Genomic DNA, 16,051 nt, shown 5'->3' on the forward strand with positions numbered 1-16,051 from the left:
CGCGGACGAGGACCCCTCGTTCCAGGTCGCCACGGACGACCAGACCGGCCAGACCATCATCTCCGGTATGGGCGAGCTGCACCTTGAGGTCCTCGTCAACCGTATGCGTGACGAGTTCAAGGTCGACGCGAACATCGGTAAGCCCCAGGTGGCCTACCGTGAGACCATTCGCAAGAAGGTCGAAGGCCACGTCTACACCCACAAGAAGCAGACCGGTGGGTCGGGCCAGTTCGCCAAGGTCAAGATCGACGTCGAGCCCCTCATCGTCGAGTCCGGCGACGCCTCCGGCTACGAGTTCGTCAACGCCGTCACCGGTGGCCGCATCCCGCGGGAGTACATCCCGTCGGTCGACGCCGGTGCCCAGGAGGCCGCCGAACTGGGTGTGCTCGCGCACTACCCGCTCGTCGGCGTCAAGGTGACGCTCCAGGACGGTCAGTACCACGAGGTCGACTCCTCCGAGATGGCCTTCAAGACCGCGGGTTCGATGGCCTTCAAGGAGGCTGTCAAGCTCGCCAAGCCGACTCTTCTGGAGCCGGTCATGGCCGTGGAGGTCACCACCCCCGAGGAGTACATGGGTGACGTGATCGGCGACCTGAACTCCCGTCGTGGACAGATTCAGTCCATGGACGAGCGTTCCGGTGTCCGGATCGTCAAGGCCCAGGTGCCCCTCTCCGAAATGTTCGGATACGTGGGTGACCTGCGCAGCCGTACCCAGGGTCGCGCCAACTACTCGATGGTGTTCGACTCCTACGCGGAGGTTCCGTCCGCTGTCGCCCAAGAAATTGTGGCGAAGGTTCGCGGCGAGTAGTCGCGAATACGTAACCGGCCCGCTCCCCGTTCACACGGGGTGCGAGCACCAGATAGCTCTGTACGTCTAGGAGACATCCAGTGGCGAAAGCAAAGTTCGAGCGGACTAAGCCGCACGTCAACATCGGCACCATCGGTCACATTGACCACGGCAAGACCACGCTGACCGCGGCCATCACCAAGGTGCTGCACGACGCGTACCCGGACCTGAACCCGTTCACGCCGTTCGAGGACATCGACAACGCTCCTGAGGAGCGCGAGCGCGGTATCACGATCTCCGTGGCCCACGTCGAGTACCAGACCGAGGCGCGTCACTACGCCCACGTCGACTGCCCCGGCCACGCCGACTACGTCAAGAACATGATCACGGGTGCGGCGCAGATGGACGGCGCCATCCTGGTCGTGGCCGCGACCGACGGCCCGATGCCGCAGACCAAGGAGCACGTGCTCCTGGCCCGCCAGGTCGGCGTGCCCTACATCGTCGTGGCCCTGAACAAGTCCGACATGGTCGACGACGAGGAGATCTTCGAGCTCGTCGAGCTCGAGGTCCGTGAGCTCCTCAGCGAGTACGAGTTCCCCGGCGACGACGTTCCCGTCACCAAGGTCTCCGCGCTCAAGGCGCTGGAGGGCGACGAGGAGTGGGGCAAGTCCGTCCTGGAGCTCATGAGCACGGTGGACACCTACATCCCCGAGCCCGAGCGCGACACCGACAAGCCGTTCCTCATGCCCATTGAGGACGTCTTCTCGATCACCGGTCGCGGCACCGTCGTCACCGGTCGTATCGAGCGCGGCATCGTCAACGTCAACGAGACCGTCGACATCGTCGGTATCAAGGACGACAAGCAGACCACCACCGTCACCGGTGTTGAGATGTTCCGCAAGCTGCTCGACCAGGGCCAGGCCGGCGACAACGTCGGGCTGCTCCTGCGCGGCATCAAGCGCGAGGACGTCGAGCGCGGCCAGGTCGTGATCAAGCCCGGCACGACCACCCCGCACACGGAGTTCGAGGCGAACGTCGTCATCCTGTCCAAGGACGAGGGCGGACGGCACACGCCGTTCTTCAACAACTACCGTCCCCAGTTCTACTTCCGCACCACGGACGTCACGGGCGTCGTGACGCTGCCGGAGGGCACGGAGATGGTCATGCCCGGTGACAACACCGAGATGACCGTCAACCTGATCCAGCCGGTCGCGATGGAAGACGGTCTGCGGTTCGCCATCCGCGAGGGTGGCCGCACCGTGGGCGCGGGTCGCGTCACGAAGATCCTCAAGTAGTACGCATGCCGGGGGCGGCCCCCTGAGGAGCCGCCCCCGGCGTGGTGGGCGACCGTGTCAGCACGGTTCGCCCACCGCACACACAAGACGTCATCGGGCACTGTGACGGTGACGCACCGCAGGGGCAAGCCCTGTTGCGGTTTCTCAAGGGAATAGGGGCTCACGGCCACACGGCGGATTCCGTCAGGCCTGGGCTTCTGTGACCGGGACAGCTCACCGTTACGGACACTGAAGCGAAGGACAAACAGGCCATATGGCGGGACAGAAGATCCGCATTCGGCTAAAGGCCTATGACCACGAGGTCATCGACAGCTCGGCGCGCAAGATCGTCGAGACTGTGACGCGAACTGGCGCACAGGTCGCGGGCCCGGTGCCGTTGCCGACGGAAAAGAACGTTTACTGCGTTATCCGATCGCCGCACAAGTACAAGGACTCGCGCGAGCACTTCGAGATGCGCACCCACAAGCGGCTGATCGACATCATCGACCCCACGCCGAAGACGGTCGACTCGCTCATGCGACTCGACCTCCCGGCTGGCGTTGACATCGAGATCAAGCTTTAAGGACGCACTGACATGGCCACCAAGCAGATCAAGGGAGTTCTGGGCGAGAAGCTCGGCATGACCCAGGTCTTCGACGACGCGGGCAAGATGGTGCCCGTGACGGTTCTGAAGGCCGGTCCGTGCGTCGTGAGTCGCATCCGGACTCCGGACACCGATGGCTACTCGGCCATCCAGCTCGGCTACGGGCAGATCAACCCGCGCAAGGTCAACAAGCCGCTCGGCGACTACCTGCGCAAGAACGAACTGACCCCGCGCCGGCACTACGTCGAGGTCCGCACCACCGACGCCTCCGAGTACACGCTCGGCCAGGAGGTCGCCGTGGACAGCTTCGAGAGCGGCGAGGCGGTCGACGTCACGGGCAAGAGCAAGGGCAAGGGCTTTGCGGGTGTGATGAAGCGCCACGGTTTCCGTGGTCTCTCCGCCTCGCACGGTACCCAGCGCAAGCACCGCTCGCCCGGTTCCATCGGCGGCTGCGCCACGCCCGGCCGCGTTTTCAAGGGCATGCGGATGGCAGGGCGCATGGGTAACGTGCGCAAGACCGTCCAGAACCTGACCGTTCACTCCGTGGACGCGGAGAAGGGCATCATCCTGGTCAAGGGTGCTGTGCCCGGTCCCAACGGCGGTCTGGTGCTCGTCCGCACCGCTGTGAAGGGGGACAAGTAAGCCATGGCCCAGATCGAGGTCAAGAACCCCGAGGGCGCCGCCCAGGGCAGTGTCGAGCTGCCTGAGAGCGTCTTCGCCCAGCAGGTCAGCATTCCGCTCCTGCACCAGGTCGTGAACGCCCAGCTGGCCGCAGGCCGGCAGGGTACCCACTCCACCAAGACCCGCGGCGAGGTTCGCGGTGGTGGCAAGAAGCCGTACCGCCAGAAGGGCACCGGCCGGGCCCGCCAGGGTTCCATCCGCGCCCCTCAGTACACCGGCGGTGGCACGGTCCACGGACCGCAGCCGCGCGACTACAGCCAGCGCACCCCGAAGAAGATGAAGGCCGCCGCCCTGCGCGCAGCCCTCTCGGACCGGGCCACGCACGGCCGTATCCACGTCGTCAGCCACTTCGTGGCCGAGGACGCGGGCAGCAAGCTCACGCAGAACGCTCTGAAGGCGCTCCGCCAGATCACCGAGTCCGACAAGGTCCTGGTTGTCCTGGCCCGCGACGACGAGCACAACCGGCGCGCCCTGCGCAACCTCGAAGAGGTGCACATCCTCGACGCGAACCAGGTGAACACCTACGACGTCCTCTACTCGGACGACGTGGTCTTCACCGAGGCGGGCTACGCCGAGTTCCTGGCCCACGCGGCCGGCACCTCCAAGGCCGCTCAGTCCGAGGAGGACGACCAGTGAGGATCGCTGACCACCGGGACATCATCGTCGAGCCGGTGATCTCCGAGAAGAGCTACGGGCTCATGGACGAGAACAAGTACACGTTCATCGTCAAGCCCGACGCCAACAAGACCCAGATCAAGATCGCGATCGAGAAGATCTTCGAGGTGAAGGTCACGAGCGTGAACACGATCAACCGGAAGGGCAAGCGCAAGCGGACCCGTTTCGGTTTCGGGAAGCGTCCTGACACGAAGCGCGCGATCGTCGGCCTCGCCGAGGGCGACCGGATCGACATCTTCGGTCGGTGACCTTTCCGGGTCTGACCGCTACACACCAAGCAACACGTAAAGGAATGCGCGAAGAAGATGGGCATTCGTAAGTACAAGCCGACGACACCGGGTCGTCGCGGTTCCAGCGTGAGCGACTTTGTCGAGATCACGCGCTCGGAGCCGGAGAAGTCCCTGGTGCGTCCTCTGCACTCCAAGGGCGGGCGTAACGGCCACGGCCGGATCACGACCCGCCACCAGGGTGGTGGCCACAAGCGCGCCTACCGCGTGATCGACTTCCGTCGTCACGACAAGGACGGCGTGCCGGCCAAGGTCGCTCACATCGAGTACGACCCGAACCGCACCGCCCGCATCGCACTGCTCCACTACGTGGACGGTGAGAAGCGTTACATCCTGGCACCCGCCGGTCTCAAGCAGGGCGACAGGGTCGAGAACGGCCCCCAGTCCGACATCAAGCCCGGTAACTGCCTCCCGCTGCGCAACATCCCCACGGGTACGTTCGTGCACGCGGTCGAGCTGAAGCCGGGTGGTGGCGCCAAGCTGGGCCGCTCCGCCGGTTCCCAGATCCAGCTCCTCGCCAAGGAGGGCCGGTACGCCACGCTGCGTATGCCCTCCGGTGAGATGCGCATGGTGGAGATCACCTGCCGCGCCACCGTTGGGCAGGTCGGCAACGCCGAGCAGTCCAACATCAACTGGGGCAAGGCCGGTCGTAACCGCTGGAAGGGCAAGCGCCCGACCGTTCGCGGTGTCGTGATGAACCCGGTCGACCACCCGCACGGTGGTGGTGAGGGCAAGACCTCCGGTGGACGACACCCGGTCAGCCCCTGGGGCAAGAAGGAAGGCCGGACCCGGTCGAAGAACAAGGCCAGCGACAAGCTGATCGTGCGGCGTCGGCGTAGCGGTAAGAAGAAGCGGTAAGGAGCACGTCTGATGCCACGTAGCCTTAAGAAGGGTCCCTTCGTCGACGACCACCTCATCAAGAAGGTGGAAGTTCAGAACGAGAAGGGGACCAAGAACGTCATCAAGACGTGGTCCCGGCGGTCCATGATCGTCCCGGAGATGATCGGTCACACGATCGCCGTCCACGATGGCCGCAAGCACGTCCCCGTGTTCGTGTCCGAGTCGATGGTCGGCCACAAGCTCGGTGAGTTCGCTCCCACGCGTACTTTCCGTAGCCACGTCAAGGAAGACCGCCGTAGCCGCCGTTAGCGGTTGCAGCAGGAGAAAGAACCATTTCTCCACGGTGAGTGGAGATGAATTTCCGTGAGCGAGGGAAAAGCGATGGGAACGAGGGCACAGGCACGGTTCGTCCGTGTTACGCCCCGGAAGGCCCGCCGGGTGGTGGACCTTATTCGCGGGTTGCCCGCTGACGAGGCACAGGCGGTGCTCCGGTTCGCGCCCCAGTCGGCGAGCGAGCCTGTTGGCAAGGTACTGGCTAGTGCCATCGCCAACGCTGAGCACAACGACAAGCTGGACCGCGAGACGCTGGTGGTCGAGGGCGCATGGGTGGACGAGGGTCCGACCCTGAAGCGCATTCGACCGCGAGGCTTCGGCCGCGCCTTCCGGGTGACCAAGCGTACGAGCCACATCACCGTGGTCGTCGCTGAGCGCTCGGGCGCCTCGTCCAAGACGAAGGAAAGGACCCGATAGTGGGGCAGAAGGTAAACCCGCACGGGTTCCGCCTCGGCATCACCACCGACTTCAAGAGCCGCTGGTACGCCGACAAGTCCTACAAGGACTACGTCAAGGAAGACGTTGCGATCCGTCGGATGCTGACCCGTGGCATGGAGCGCGCGGGCATCTCCAAGGTCGAGATCGAGCGCACCCGTGACCGTGTCCGCGTAGACGTCTACACCGCCCGGCCGGGCATTGTCATCGGCCGTCGCGGCGTTGAGGCCGATCGAATCCGGACCGACCTGGAGAAGCTGACCGCCAAGCAGGTTCAGCTCAACGTCTTCGAGGTCAAGAACCCCGAGGTTGACGCGCAGCTCGTCGCCCAGGGCGTCGCCGAGCAGCTGAGCAGCCGTGTGGCGTTCCGCCGCGCGATGCGCAAGGCGATGCAGAGCGCGATGAAGAGCGGTGCCAAGGGCATCCGTATCCAGTGCGGTGGACGCCTGGGTGGGGCCGAGATGTCCCGCTCGGAGTTCTACCGCGAGGGCCGGGTCCCGCTGCACACGCTGCGTGCGGACATCGACTACGGCTTCTTCGAGGCCCGTACGACGTTCGGCCGCATCGGCGTCAAGGTGTGGATCTACAAGGGTGACGCGCCCGTGACCCGCGCCGAGCGCGAGGCGGCCCAGGCCGCCCAGCGTTCCGCGGGTGGCGGCGGCGGTGGCGGCGGCGGTCAGCGCCGCGAGCGTCCGCAGCGTCGCCGTCGCGCCGGTGCCGGCGCCGGTGGCGGTCAGCCGCAGAACACCGAGGCCAAGGCTCCGGCCGAGTCCGCGAAGCCCGAGGGGAGCTGACCAGTGCTTATTCCTCGTAAGGTCAAGTACCGCAAGCAGCACCACCCGGATCTGCGCGGTAAGGCCAAGGGCGGAACGACGGTCAGTTTCGGCGAGTTCGGCATCCAGGCTCTGGAGTCGGCGTACGTCACCAACCGTCAGATCGAGTCCGCTCGTATCGCTATGACGCGTCACATCAAGCGTGGCGGCAAGGTGTGGATCAACATCTTCCCGGACCGCCCGCTGACGAAGAAGCCCGCCGAGGTCCGTATGGGCTCCGGTAAGGGTTCACCCGAGTGGTGGGTCGCGCCGGTCAAGCCCGGTCGCGTGATGTTCGAGCTGTCGGGCGTGCCCGAGGACATCGCCAAAGAGGCGATGCGCCGTGCGATGCACAAGCTCCCGATGAAGTGCAAGTTTGTTAAGCGGGAGGGGGAGTGATGGCGAAGTCCGTGACTGCCCATGAGCTCCGGGACCAGTCCGTCGAGGACCTGGTCGCCAAGCTCAAGGAAGCCAAGGAAGAGCTTTTCAACCTCCGCTTCCAGGCCGCCACCGGCCAGCTCGACAACCACAGCCGGCTGCGTACCGTCAAGCGCGAGATCGCGCGGATCTACACGGTCATGCGTGAGCACGAGTTGGGCATCGCCCCGCTGTCTGGTGAGTCGGCTGAGGAGACGAAGGAAGCAGCCGAATGAGTGAGAACCAGACCGCGACCCGTAACTACCGCAAGGTGCGCGAGGGCTACGTCGTCAGCGACAAGATGGACAAGACCGTCGTTGTCGAGGTCGAGGACCGCATCAAGCACGCCATGTACGGCAAGGTCATCCGTAGGACGACCAAGTACAAGGCGCACGACGAGGCGAACTCCTGTGGCGTCGGCGACCGGGTCCGCGTGATGGAGACCCGGCCGCTCTCCGCGACGAAGCGTTGGCGCGTCGTGGAGATCCTGGAGAAGGCTAAGTAACCCCAGCCTGCGTTTGGCGGCCGACACGTGTTGTCGGCCGCCAGCGCGAGGGGTGAGACCACCTAGCCGTGCGGCAGTGGACCGCACGCATCACATCAGGAGCAGACGTGATTCAGCAGGAGTCGCGACTCAAGGTCGCCGACAACACGGGTGCCAAGGAGATCCTCACCATCCGTGTCCTCGGTGGCTCGGGTCGGCGCTACGCCGGGATCGGCGACACGATCGTCGCCACGGTGAAGGACGCCCTGCCTGGCGCTGGAGTCAAGAAGGGCGACGTCGTCAAGGCCGTTGTCGTGCGCACCGTCAAGGAGCGCCGTCGGCCCGACGGCTCCTACATCCGCTTCGATGAGAACGCTGCCGTACTCATCAAGGACGGTGGGGACCCGCGAGGCACCCGCATCTTCGGCCCGGTGGGCCGCGAGCTGCGTGACAAGAAGTACATGCGCATCATTTCGCTGGCGCCGGAGGTGCTCTGAGCGATGAAGATCAAAACTGGCGACGAGGTCATCGTCCTCGCCGGCAAGGACAAGGGTGCCACCGGCAAGGTCGTCAAGGCCCTGCCGAAGGAAGACCGTGTCGTCGTCGAGGGCGTCAACCTGGTCAAGAAGCACAGGAAGGCGAACCCGGCGGGCGGCCAGCAGGGCGAGGTCGTCACGAAGGAGGCACCGATCCACGTGAGCAACATCGCGCTCGCGGAGGACGGCAAGCCCTCTCGGGTCGGCTACCGCTTCGAGGACGACGGAACCAAGGTTCGCGTCTCCCGTCGCACCGGTAAGGACATCTGATGACGGTTACCAACGACATCACGGCCCCTCCGATGCCGCGGCTCAAGGAGAAGTACCGTAACGAGATCGTCGCTGCCCTCAAGGAGGAGCACGACATCGCCAACATCATGCAGGTCCCCGGTCTCACGAAGATCGTGGTCAACATGGGTGTCGGCGAGGCGGCTCGTGACGCGAAGCTGATCCAGGGCGCGATCGCCGACATCTCGGCGATCACCGGCCAGAAGCCGCGGATCAACCGGGCCAAGAACTCCATCGCGCAGTTCAAGCTGCGCGAGGGTCAGCCGATCGGCGCCAGCGTCACGCTGCGCGGCGACCGGATGTGGGAGTTCCTCGACCGGCTGCTTTCGCTGGCCCTGCCCCGTATCCGGGACTTCCGTGGCCTTTCCCCGAAGCAGTTCGACGGGAACGGCAACTACACCTTCGGTCTGACCGAGCAGGTCATGTTCCACGAGGTGGACCCGGACAAGGTCGACCGGCAGCGTGGGATGGACATCACGGTTGTCACCACGGCCACGACCGACGAACAGGGCCGCAGCCTGCTCAAGCGGCTCGGTTTCCCGTTCAAGGAAGCCTGAGGGGTAAGCACATATGGCTAAGAAGTCCCTGATTGCCAAGGCGCAGCGGAAGCCGAAGTTCAGCGTCCGCGCGTATACTCGATGCTCACGGTGCGGTCGCCCGCGCGCCGTCTACCGGAAGTTCGGCCTCTGCCGTATCTGCTTCCGCGAGATGGCTCACCGCGGCGAGCTGCCCGGTATCACCAAGTCGAGCTGGTAGTTTCCGGCGGGGCCGACCAGGCGCTCACTCCCTGAGGAGGGCGCCCTGGGTTCGGCCCCCCGAACAGCCACCCCCCTTGGTGGCTCGACAGTGTCCATGACCGCCCGACGCGGTCATCGGTCCAGCAACATCCAACCATCAGGGCACGGCAGTCCCGCGAGGGACAGCGGTGCCCACGACCACGCCGTAGGTCCGTTTGTGCACCTCCACGGGGAGACCCGTCGGAGGGCAGGCTCTGGGAAAGCCCGCACTCGGAAACCGCGGTGAGGAAGGGCCAGTCGGCCATGACGATGACCGACCCGATCGCAGACATGCTCACGCGTCTGCGTAACGCGAATTCGGCTTACCACGACACCGTGGCGATGCCGTATTCCAAGATCAAGGCGCACATCGCCGAGATCCTCCAGCAGGAGGGCTTCATTCAGGGCCACCGGACCGAGGAAGCCCCTGTGGGCAAGAGCCTCGTCCTGGACCTGAAGTACGGCCCCACCCGAGAGCGTTCGATCGCGGGCATCCGCCGGGTTTCCAAGCCCGGTCTGCGGGTGTACGCCAAGAAGGAGAACCTCCCGCGTGTGCTGGGTGGCCTCGGTGTGGCGATCATTTCGACGTCCGGTGGCCTGATGACTGACAAGCAGGCCAAGAAGCGCGGCGTGGGCGGCGAAGTCCTCGCCTACGTCTGGTAGAGGGAGAGACTGAAGCATGTCGCGAATCGGTCGACTGCCGCTCTCGGTCCCCAAGGGCGTCGAAGTCACGATTAACGGGCAAGACGTCACTGTCAAGGGGCCGAAGGGCGAACTGAAGCACACCGTCGCCGAGCCGATCACCGTCTCTTTCGAGGACGGGGTCGTCACGGTTGCGCGTCCCGACGACAAGCCGGAGAACCGGTCGCTGCACGGTCTGACCCGTGCACTGGTCGCGAACCTCACCGAGGGTGTCTCCAAGGGCTACACGAAGACGCTGGAGATCCACGGCGTGGGTTACCGCGTCCAGGCCCGCGGCTCCAACCTGGAGTTCTCACTGGGCTACAGCCACCCCGTCGTGGTCGAGCCCCCTCAGGGCATCACCTTCCGCGTCGAGAAGCCGACGATCCTCCACGTGGAGGGCATCGACAAGCAGCTGGTGGGCCAGGTCGCCGCGAACATCCGCAGCCTGCGCAAGCCGGACCCGTACAAGGCCAAGGGCGTGCGGTACCAGGGCGAGCACATCCGCCGCAAGGCCGGAAAGGCTGGTAAGTAGCCATGGGTATCACCGTGAGCCGCAAGCGGACCGCCAAGAGCGCCACGTCCCGTGCGCGCCGCCAGTTCCGCGTTCGGAAGAAGGTCGTGGGCACCGCCGAGCGTCCGCGCCTGGCCGTGTTCCGGTCCTCGAAGCACATCGTCGCGCAGGTCATCGACGACACCAGGGGTCACACCCTGGTCGCCGCCTCCAGCGTCGAGGCCGACCTGCGCGGTGCCGAGGGCACCAAGTCCGACAAGTCCGCCAAGGTCGGTCAGCTCATCGCTGAGCGCGCCAAGGCCGCTGGGGTTTCCGCCGTCGTCTTCGACCGCGGTGGCAACCAGTACGCCGGCCGTATCGCCAAGCTCGCCGACGCGGCGCGCGAAGGCGGGCTGGAGTTCTAGCGATGACCTCTGTACTGGGCAAGATCAACCACGAGAAGAGGAACCACTGATGGCTGCAGCACCGCGGCGCGGCGCCGGTGGCGAGCGGCGTGATCGCCGTGACGATCGCCGCGGCGGCGCCGCAGACAAGGGTGTCTCCTACATCGAGAAGGTCGTGACCATCAACCGGGTCGCGAAGGTCGTCAAGGGCGGCCGTCGCTTCTCCTTCACCGCTCTCGTCGTCGTCGGTGACGGCAACGGGATGGTCGGTGTCGGTTACGGCAAGGCCAAGGAAGTTCCGGCCGCGATCGCCAAGGGTGTCGAGGAGGCGAAGAAGAACTTCTTCCGCGTCCCCCGCATCCAGGGCACCATCGTGCACCGGGTCCAGGGCGAGGACGCCGCTGGCGTCGTCCTGCTCCGTCCGGCCGCTCCGGGTACCGGCGTCATCGCCGGTGGCCCCGTGCGCGCCGTGCTGGAGTGCGCCGGCATCCACGACATCCTGAGCAAGTCGCTCGGGTCGTCCAACCCGCTCAACATCGTGCACGCCACCGTGGCGGCTCTCAAGGGGCTCAACCAGCCCGAGGAGATCGCCGCCCGTCGTGGCCTGCCGATCGAGGACGTCGCCCCGGCCGCCATGCTGCGTGCTCGTGCTGAGGCGAAGGCAGGAGCCTGACCATGGCCAAGCTCAAGATCACGCAGACCCGCTCCAAGATCGGAGGCAAGGTGAAGCAGCACGCTGCTCTCCAGTCGCTCGGTCTGGGTCGGATCGGCAAGTCCACCGTCCGTGAGGACCGCCCTGAGGTTCGCGGGCAGATCACGATCGTCGCGCACCTCGTCTCTGTCGAGGAGGTTGCCGAATGAGCGACTACAACCCCGACGAGCTGCTCAAGCTGCACCACCTGCGTCCCGCCCCGGGCTCCAACAAGGCCAAGACCCGCAAGGGCCGTGGCGAGGCGTCCAAGGGTAAGACCGCAGGTCGGGGCACCAAGGGTACGAAGGCTCGTAACACCGTCCGTCCCGGCTTCGAGGGCGGGCAGATGCCCCTCATCCGCCGGGTGCCGAAGCTCAAGGGCTTCAGCAACGCGCGGTTCAAGACGACCTACCAGGTCGTCAACCTGGACAAGCTGAGCGAGCTGTTCCCCGAGGGTGGCGAGGTCACCGTCGAGGCCCTGGTCGCCAAGGGCGCGGTTCGCAAGAACCAGCTCGTCAAGGTCCTGGGCACCGGTGAGATCACCGTCGCCGTTCAGGTGAGCGCCAACGCGTTCTCCGCCTCGGCGAAGGAGAAGATCGCTGCTGCCGGTGGCTCCGCCACCGAGCTGTAGGGGTCTTCCCCGAGATGCGCAACTGGGGGCGTCCGCCCGGCAGGTCAGTGAAAGACCAGCTGGCGGGCGCCCCCATGTGTTGTGAGGGGTGATCGTTATGACTCACGACCGCAAGTGGCACGTGAGGACTGTTACAGTGCCATCTGTTTGAGCTCACTGCTTGACGTACTGTGAATACTTCCGAGCAACGGGCGACTGCCCGCTGCTGACGTTCTACGACGATTCAGGATCGGCCGCGATGTCTGGAACCCGTTCCGCCGCCGAAGCCGCGCAGGAGGAGACGTGCTAGGTGCGTTCGTCCGTGCATTTCGCACGCCCGACCTGCGTAACAAGCTGCTGTTCACACTGTTCATCCTGACGATCTTCCGTCTGGGGTCGGTGATTCCCGCTCCGGGTATCGACTCCGCGGCGATCCGGGACCAGATGGAGGCGGTCACGGCCGCCGACCAGAGCGGTGTGTACGCGCTCGTGAACCTGTTCAGCGGCGGCGCGCTGTTGCAACTGGCGGTGTTGGCGCTCGGAGTCATGCCCTACATCACCGCGAGCATCATCATCAACCTGCTGACGGTGGTGATCCCCCGCCTGGAGGCCCTCAAGAAGGAGGGCCAGTCGGGGCAGAGCAAGATCACCCAATACACCCGCTACCTCACGCTGATGCTCGCGGTCCTCCAGGCCACCAGCATCGTCGCGATGGCCAGGACGGGGGCCCTGTTCCAGGGTGCCATCCCGGTCAGTACCTACATGCCCAACCAGGACATCATGACCCTGGTGACGATCGTGTTCGTGATGACCGCCGGCACCAGCATCGTCATGTGGTTCGGTGAGCTCATCACCGAGCGGGGCGTCGGCAACGGTATGTCGCTGTTGATCTTCACCCAGGTCATCGCGATGTTCCCCTCCTCCATCATGGGGCTCTTCGAGGAGCGCTCCGTCTGGGTCTTCACCCTGATCTGCATCGCGGGCCTCGTGCTCGTCGCCGCGGTCGTCTTCATGGAGCAGGCGCAGCGCCGCATCCCGGTGCAGTACGCCAAGCGCATGGTGGGGCGCCGTATGTACGGCGGCAGCTCGACCTACATCCCCCTGAAGGTCAACCAGGCGGGCATCATCCCCGTGATCTTCGCCTCCTCGCTGCTGTACCTTCCGCAGCTGGTCGTCGGTCTGGTGGGGCAGGACTCCACGAACCCCGTCGTGACCTTCATCCAGACCTACTTCCTCACCGGCACGCACCCCGTGTACCTGGCGACCTTCTTCGTCATGATCATCGGGTTCGCGTTCTTCTACGTGGCTATTACGTTCAACCCCACTGAAGTCGCCGACAACATGAAGAAGTACGGTGGGTTCATCCCGGGCATCCGGCCGGGGCGTCCGACTGCCGAGTACCTCGACTACGTCCTGACGAGGCTGACGACCCCCGGATCGCTCTACCTGGGTGTGATCGCCCTTCTCCCGATGGTCGCGCTCGGTGCCACCGGCGCCAACGCGAGCTTCCCCTTCGGCGGGACGAGCATCCTGATCATGGTCGGTGTCGGGCTGGATACGGTGAAGCAGATCGAGAGTCACCTCCAGCAGAGGAACTACGAAGGTTTTCTGCGATAAATGCGAGCAGTATTGGTGGGGCCGCCTGGGGCCGGCAAAGGCACCCAGGCCCAGATCCTCGCGTCGGAACTGTCGATCCCGAAGGTGTCCACCGGTGACATCTTCCGGGCCAACGTCAGCGGTGGCACGGAGCTCGGCAAGAAGGCCAAGGAGTACATGGACCGTGGTGACCTCGTCCCCGACGAGGTCACGAACGCGATGGTCAAGGACCGGCTGGCCAAGGACGACGCCGCAGTGGGCTTCCTGCTCGACGGCTTCCCCCGCAACGTCCCGCAGGCCGAGACGCTCAAGGGCATCCTGGCCGACCTGAAGACGCACCTGGACGTCGTCCTGGAGCTGAGGGTGGACGAGGAGGAGGTCGTCAAGCGCCTCTCGGGGCGCCGTTCGTGCCCCGAGTGCGGCCGGGTCTACCACGTGGAGTACGACGCCCCCGAGTCCGAGGGCAAGTGCGACCACGAGGGTGCCGCGCTGTACCAGCGCGAGGACGACCGCGAGGAGACCATCAGGCACCGCCTGGAGGTCTACCGCGAGCAGACCGCGCCCCTGGTGGAGTTCTACGAGGGCGAGGGGCTTTTGGCCACCATCGCCGCCACGGGCTCCGTGGACGCGGTGACGGCCCGGGCCAAGGCCGCCATCGAGGCGCAGGCCCGGAAGGCCAGTTCCTGATGTTTCGGAAGGCGGAGCCGGACGTGCAGATCAAGACGCCGGAACAGATCGCCAAGATGAGGGCGGCGGGCCAGGTCGTGGCCCGCGCCCTGGACACCCTCCGGGCCGCTGTGCGGCCCGGAGTGTCCACCCTGGAGCTCGACTCCGTGGCGGAGAAGGTCATCCGGGATGCCGGTGCCGTTCCGTCCTTCAAGGGCTACCACGGCTTCCCGGGCTCCATCTGCGCCTCGGTCAACGAGGAGGTCGTCCACGGCATCCCCAGCGCGGAGCGCGTGCTGGCCGAGGGCGACATCATCTCCATCGACTGCGGCGCCATCCTGGACGGCTGGCACGGCGACTCGGCCATCACCGTCGCCGTGGGCGAGGGTCGTCCCGAGGACCTTCGGATGATGGAGGTCTGCGAGGAGTCCATGTGGCAGGGGATCGCGGAGATGCGTCCGGGCAAGCGCCTGGGCGACATCGGCTTCGCGATCGGTGGCCACATCTCCAAGAACGGCGGCTACGGAAACGTCCGCGAGTACGGCGGCCACGGCATCGGCACCGAGATGCACATGGACCCGCACGTGCTCAACTACGGCAAGCGGGGCCGCGGCCTGAGACTCGTCGAGGGCATGTGCCTGGCGATCGAGCCGATGACCACCCTGGGGCACCAGGACGTGCTCCAACTGGACGACGGCTGGACCGTGGTCACCAAGGACGGCAAGAGGGCGGCGCACTTCGAGCACACCGTCGCGGTGACCGCAGAGGGCCCTGTGGTCCTGACCGCACGGGAGTCCAACCGCGATAAAATGGCTCATATGGGGTTCGTCCAGCCAACCTGGTAGCAGCAGCCCCGCCCCACGCGCACCGCGCGCGGGTCGCGACCGCTCACGGGTGAATATGCGAGGTGCGCGCAGTGTCCGACCCGGTGCCGTCGATACGAACGTCCGACTCAGAACGCGACCGTGTCGCGCAGCTCCTTCAGGCGCACTTCGCCCAGGGGCGGCTCGACCACGAGGAGTTCACCGACCGACTCGGGCGGGTGTACAAGTCCCGCACGGCGGACGAGCTCGCCACGGTCACCCGCGACCTGCCCGAGCGCGACCTGGCGGACTTTCGCGGAGCCACCCCGAGCCCGGAGGATCCGCTGGTCGCGCCTCCGATCACCATGCGTGACCCGGCCCTGATGGTGCCGTGGATCCTGTACGCCGGGGTCAACATCCTGTGCTTCGTGATCTGGCTGATCCTCTTCTTCACGGCCGACTACGACTACCCGTGGTTCCTGTGGGTGCTGGGGCCGTGGGGCATCGTGATGGGAGTGGTGACCTTCGGGGTCCTGGCCTCCCAGCGCAGCCACCCGGGTGGGACCCACACTCCCTAGGCCGTCTCCTCCCGGCCTCGGACGCTCGGGAACAGGTTTCGGGCGCCGTTCCCGGGAGGAGGGCCGCTCCCGGAGGCGTCGGCACGAGTGCTCCCGAACGCGGGCTCCGGGGCGCGGAACGAGGCCGGTTCCCCCTGTGGGGGCGACGGTGTAGGGTTCTCTGCCCGCCGGTCAGAAGCACGTGCCCGAAGGCGATAGACTGTCACTGCCCATACGCGGGCTGTTGGGTCAGTCTGCCTTCTTTGTGCCACGTCTTCCCATCGACGTACGCTCTTGCAGTTGGCCTGAACTACCAGTGTG

The 16,051-nt window shown here is 65.7% G+C and carries 26 protein-coding genes and 1 pseudogene; all 27 read left to right on the forward strand.

What is annotated here, in order from left to right:
* Positions 1 to 808: pseudogene (fusA, locus tag ACFWTE_RS07285) on the forward strand (elongation factor G); the annotation flags it as partial.
* Between the two features lie 80 nt (positions 809 to 888).
* The gene (tuf, locus tag ACFWTE_RS07290) at positions 889 to 2,082 is read left to right on the forward strand and encodes an elongation factor Tu (RefSeq protein WP_330089891.1); all 1,194 of its coding nucleotides are present in this window, start codon (positions 889 to 891) and stop codon (positions 2,080 to 2,082) included.
* A gap of 253 nt (positions 2,083 to 2,335) precedes the next feature.
* On the forward strand, positions 2,336 to 2,644 hold the full coding sequence (rpsJ, locus tag ACFWTE_RS07295; RefSeq protein ID WP_013156110.1) for a 30S ribosomal protein S10: 309 nt from the start codon (positions 2,336 to 2,338) through the stop codon (positions 2,642 to 2,644).
* Positions 2,645 to 2,656: 12 nt separating this feature from the next.
* A complete protein-coding gene (gene rplC / locus ACFWTE_RS07300) occupies positions 2,657 to 3,307 on the forward strand; it encodes a 50S ribosomal protein L3 (RefSeq protein WP_378778461.1) in 651 nt (216 codons plus the stop codon).
* A gap of 3 nt (positions 3,308 to 3,310) precedes the next feature.
* Complete coding sequence (rplD, locus tag ACFWTE_RS07305; RefSeq protein ID WP_378778462.1) at positions 3,311 to 3,982, forward strand: 50S ribosomal protein L4; 672 nt, start codon at positions 3,311 to 3,313, stop codon at positions 3,980 to 3,982.
* Positions 3,979 to 4,269 carry a 50S ribosomal protein L23 gene (gene rplW / locus ACFWTE_RS07310; RefSeq protein ID WP_330089888.1) on the forward strand — a complete coding sequence of 97 codons (291 nt, stop codon included), beginning with the start codon at positions 3,979 to 3,981 and terminating at the stop codon, positions 4,267 to 4,269. The genes rplD and rplW overlap by 4 nt, the downstream gene beginning before the upstream one ends.
* A gap of 57 nt (positions 4,270 to 4,326) precedes the next feature.
* On the forward strand, positions 4,327 to 5,166 hold the full coding sequence (gene rplB / locus ACFWTE_RS07315; protein WP_378778463.1) for a 50S ribosomal protein L2: 840 nt from the start codon (positions 4,327 to 4,329) through the stop codon (positions 5,164 to 5,166).
* A gap of 12 nt (positions 5,167 to 5,178) precedes the next feature.
* Complete coding sequence (gene rpsS, locus ACFWTE_RS07320; RefSeq protein WP_053616300.1) at positions 5,179 to 5,457, forward strand: 30S ribosomal protein S19; 279 nt, start codon at positions 5,179 to 5,181, stop codon at positions 5,455 to 5,457.
* A 72-nt stretch (positions 5,458 to 5,529) separates the two neighbouring features.
* The gene (gene rplV / locus ACFWTE_RS07325) at positions 5,530 to 5,898 is read left to right on the forward strand and encodes a 50S ribosomal protein L22 (RefSeq protein WP_267950527.1); all 369 of its coding nucleotides are present in this window, start codon (positions 5,530 to 5,532) and stop codon (positions 5,896 to 5,898) included.
* Entirely contained in the window at positions 5,898 to 6,710 is an 813-nt protein-coding gene (gene rpsC / locus ACFWTE_RS07330) for a 30S ribosomal protein S3 (protein ID WP_378778464.1), read from the forward strand. Before rplV ends, rpsC begins: the two co-directional genes overlap by 1 nt.
* 3 nt (positions 6,711 to 6,713) lie before the next feature.
* Entirely contained in the window at positions 6,714 to 7,127 is a 414-nt protein-coding gene (rplP, locus tag ACFWTE_RS07335; protein WP_330089885.1) for a 50S ribosomal protein L16, read from the forward strand.
* The gene (gene rpmC / locus ACFWTE_RS07340; RefSeq protein ID WP_267946685.1) at positions 7,127 to 7,381 is read left to right on the forward strand and encodes a 50S ribosomal protein L29; all 255 of its coding nucleotides are present in this window, start codon (positions 7,127 to 7,129) and stop codon (positions 7,379 to 7,381) included. Before rplP ends, rpmC begins: the two co-directional genes overlap by 1 nt.
* Positions 7,378 to 7,650 (forward strand): 30S ribosomal protein S17, encoded by a 273-nt coding sequence (gene rpsQ / locus ACFWTE_RS07345; RefSeq protein WP_267946684.1) that lies wholly within the window; start codon positions 7,378 to 7,380, stop codon positions 7,648 to 7,650. Before rpmC ends, rpsQ begins: the two co-directional genes overlap by 4 nt.
* Before the next feature lie 107 nt (positions 7,651 to 7,757).
* A complete protein-coding gene (gene rplN / locus ACFWTE_RS07350) occupies positions 7,758 to 8,126 on the forward strand; it encodes a 50S ribosomal protein L14 (RefSeq protein ID WP_013156121.1) in 369 nt (122 codons plus the stop codon).
* Between the two features lie 3 nt (positions 8,127 to 8,129).
* Entirely contained in the window at positions 8,130 to 8,435 is a 306-nt protein-coding gene (gene rplX, locus ACFWTE_RS07355) for a 50S ribosomal protein L24 (protein ID WP_267946683.1), read from the forward strand.
* Positions 8,435 to 9,010, forward strand: a complete 576-nt coding sequence (gene rplE / locus ACFWTE_RS07360) for a 50S ribosomal protein L5 (RefSeq protein ID WP_267946682.1) — start codon at positions 8,435 to 8,437, stop codon at positions 9,008 to 9,010. The genes rplX and rplE overlap by 1 nt, the downstream gene beginning before the upstream one ends.
* 13 nt (positions 9,011 to 9,023) lie before the next feature.
* Positions 9,024 to 9,209, forward strand: a complete 186-nt coding sequence (locus tag ACFWTE_RS07365; protein ID WP_267946681.1) for a type Z 30S ribosomal protein S14 — start codon at positions 9,024 to 9,026, stop codon at positions 9,207 to 9,209.
* Positions 9,210 to 9,493: 284 nt separating this feature from the next.
* Complete coding sequence (rpsH, locus tag ACFWTE_RS07370; RefSeq protein ID WP_267946680.1) at positions 9,494 to 9,892, forward strand: 30S ribosomal protein S8; 399 nt, start codon at positions 9,494 to 9,496, stop codon at positions 9,890 to 9,892.
* Between the two features lie 16 nt (positions 9,893 to 9,908).
* On the forward strand, positions 9,909 to 10,445 hold the full coding sequence (gene rplF, locus ACFWTE_RS07375) for a 50S ribosomal protein L6 (protein ID WP_267946679.1): 537 nt from the start codon (positions 9,909 to 9,911) through the stop codon (positions 10,443 to 10,445).
* 2 nt (positions 10,446 to 10,447) lie between these two features.
* Positions 10,448 to 10,828: a 50S ribosomal protein L18 gene (gene rplR / locus ACFWTE_RS07380; RefSeq protein WP_378778465.1), complete on the forward strand. Its 381-nt coding sequence runs from the start codon at positions 10,448 to 10,450 to the stop codon at positions 10,826 to 10,828.
* 49 nt (positions 10,829 to 10,877) lie between these two features.
* Positions 10,878 to 11,480: a 30S ribosomal protein S5 gene (gene rpsE, locus ACFWTE_RS07385; protein ID WP_267946677.1), complete on the forward strand. Its 603-nt coding sequence runs from the start codon at positions 10,878 to 10,880 to the stop codon at positions 11,478 to 11,480.
* 2 nt (positions 11,481 to 11,482) lie between these two features.
* Positions 11,483 to 11,668: a 50S ribosomal protein L30 gene (rpmD, locus tag ACFWTE_RS07390; protein WP_013156129.1), complete on the forward strand. Its 186-nt coding sequence runs from the start codon at positions 11,483 to 11,485 to the stop codon at positions 11,666 to 11,668.
* The gene (rplO, locus tag ACFWTE_RS07395; protein WP_378778466.1) at positions 11,665 to 12,129 is read left to right on the forward strand and encodes a 50S ribosomal protein L15; all 465 of its coding nucleotides are present in this window, start codon (positions 11,665 to 11,667) and stop codon (positions 12,127 to 12,129) included. Before rpmD ends, rplO begins: the two co-directional genes overlap by 4 nt.
* A 282-nt stretch (positions 12,130 to 12,411) precedes the next feature.
* The gene (gene secY / locus ACFWTE_RS07400; protein WP_378778467.1) at positions 12,412 to 13,725 is read left to right on the forward strand and encodes a preprotein translocase subunit SecY; all 1,314 of its coding nucleotides are present in this window, start codon (positions 12,412 to 12,414) and stop codon (positions 13,723 to 13,725) included.
* On the forward strand, positions 13,726 to 14,391 hold the full coding sequence (locus tag ACFWTE_RS07405) for an adenylate kinase (protein ID WP_378778468.1): 666 nt from the start codon (positions 13,726 to 13,728) through the stop codon (positions 14,389 to 14,391).
* A complete protein-coding gene (map, locus tag ACFWTE_RS07410; protein WP_378778469.1) occupies positions 14,391 to 15,215 on the forward strand; it encodes a type I methionyl aminopeptidase in 825 nt (274 codons plus the stop codon). Before ACFWTE_RS07405 ends, map begins: the two co-directional genes overlap by 1 nt.
* 71 nt (positions 15,216 to 15,286) lie before the next feature.
* On the forward strand, positions 15,287 to 15,751 hold the full coding sequence (locus ACFWTE_RS07415) for a DUF1707 domain-containing protein (protein ID WP_378778470.1): 465 nt from the start codon (positions 15,287 to 15,289) through the stop codon (positions 15,749 to 15,751).
* The last annotated feature ends 300 nt before the right edge of the window (positions 15,752 to 16,051 follow it).

Origin of the sequence: Nocardiopsis sp. NPDC058631 (genome assembly GCF_042716955.1) — a bacterium.
Classification (GTDB): Bacteria; Actinomycetota; Actinomycetes; order Streptosporangiales; family Streptosporangiaceae; genus Nocardiopsis.

Bases quoted from the DNA above. Each gene is read 5' to 3' on its own strand.
- rpsJ (WP_013156110.1), top strand. From the start codon at position 2,336: ATGGCGGGACAGAAGATCCGCATTCGGCTAAAGGCCTATGACCACGAG.
- rplC (WP_378778461.1), top strand. From the start codon at position 2,657: ATGGCCACCAAGCAGATCAAGGGAGTTCTGGGCGAGAAGCTCGGCATG.
- rplD (WP_378778462.1), top strand. From the start codon at position 3,311: ATGGCCCAGATCGAGGTCAAGAACCCCGAGGGCGCCGCCCAGGGCAGT.
- rplB (WP_378778463.1), top strand. From the start codon at position 4,327: ATGGGCATTCGTAAGTACAAGCCGACGACACCGGGTCGTCGCGGTTCC.
- rpsS (WP_053616300.1), top strand. From the start codon at position 5,179: ATGCCACGTAGCCTTAAGAAGGGTCCCTTCGTCGACGACCACCTCATC.
- rplV (WP_267950527.1), top strand. From the start codon at position 5,530: ATGGGAACGAGGGCACAGGCACGGTTCGTCCGTGTTACGCCCCGGAAG.
- rpmC (WP_267946685.1), top strand. From the start codon at position 7,127: ATGGCGAAGTCCGTGACTGCCCATGAGCTCCGGGACCAGTCCGTCGAG.
- rpsQ (WP_267946684.1), top strand. From the start codon at position 7,378: ATGAGTGAGAACCAGACCGCGACCCGTAACTACCGCAAGGTGCGCGAG.
- rplX (WP_267946683.1), top strand. From the start codon at position 8,130: ATGAAGATCAAAACTGGCGACGAGGTCATCGTCCTCGCCGGCAAGGAC.
- rplE (WP_267946682.1), top strand. From the start codon at position 8,435: ATGACGGTTACCAACGACATCACGGCCCCTCCGATGCCGCGGCTCAAG.
- ACFWTE_RS07365 (WP_267946681.1), top strand. From the start codon at position 9,024: ATGGCTAAGAAGTCCCTGATTGCCAAGGCGCAGCGGAAGCCGAAGTTC.
- rpsH (WP_267946680.1), top strand. From the start codon at position 9,494: ATGACGATGACCGACCCGATCGCAGACATGCTCACGCGTCTGCGTAAC.
- rplF (WP_267946679.1), top strand. From the start codon at position 9,909: ATGTCGCGAATCGGTCGACTGCCGCTCTCGGTCCCCAAGGGCGTCGAA.
- rplR (WP_378778465.1), top strand. From the start codon at position 10,448: ATGGGTATCACCGTGAGCCGCAAGCGGACCGCCAAGAGCGCCACGTCC.
- rpsE (WP_267946677.1), top strand. From the start codon at position 10,878: ATGGCTGCAGCACCGCGGCGCGGCGCCGGTGGCGAGCGGCGTGATCGC.
- rpmD (WP_013156129.1), top strand. From the start codon at position 11,483: ATGGCCAAGCTCAAGATCACGCAGACCCGCTCCAAGATCGGAGGCAAG.
- rplO (WP_378778466.1), top strand. From the start codon at position 11,665: ATGAGCGACTACAACCCCGACGAGCTGCTCAAGCTGCACCACCTGCGT.
- ACFWTE_RS07405 (WP_378778468.1), top strand. From the start codon at position 13,726: ATGCGAGCAGTATTGGTGGGGCCGCCTGGGGCCGGCAAAGGCACCCAG.
- map (WP_378778469.1), top strand. From the start codon at position 14,391: ATGTTTCGGAAGGCGGAGCCGGACGTGCAGATCAAGACGCCGGAACAG.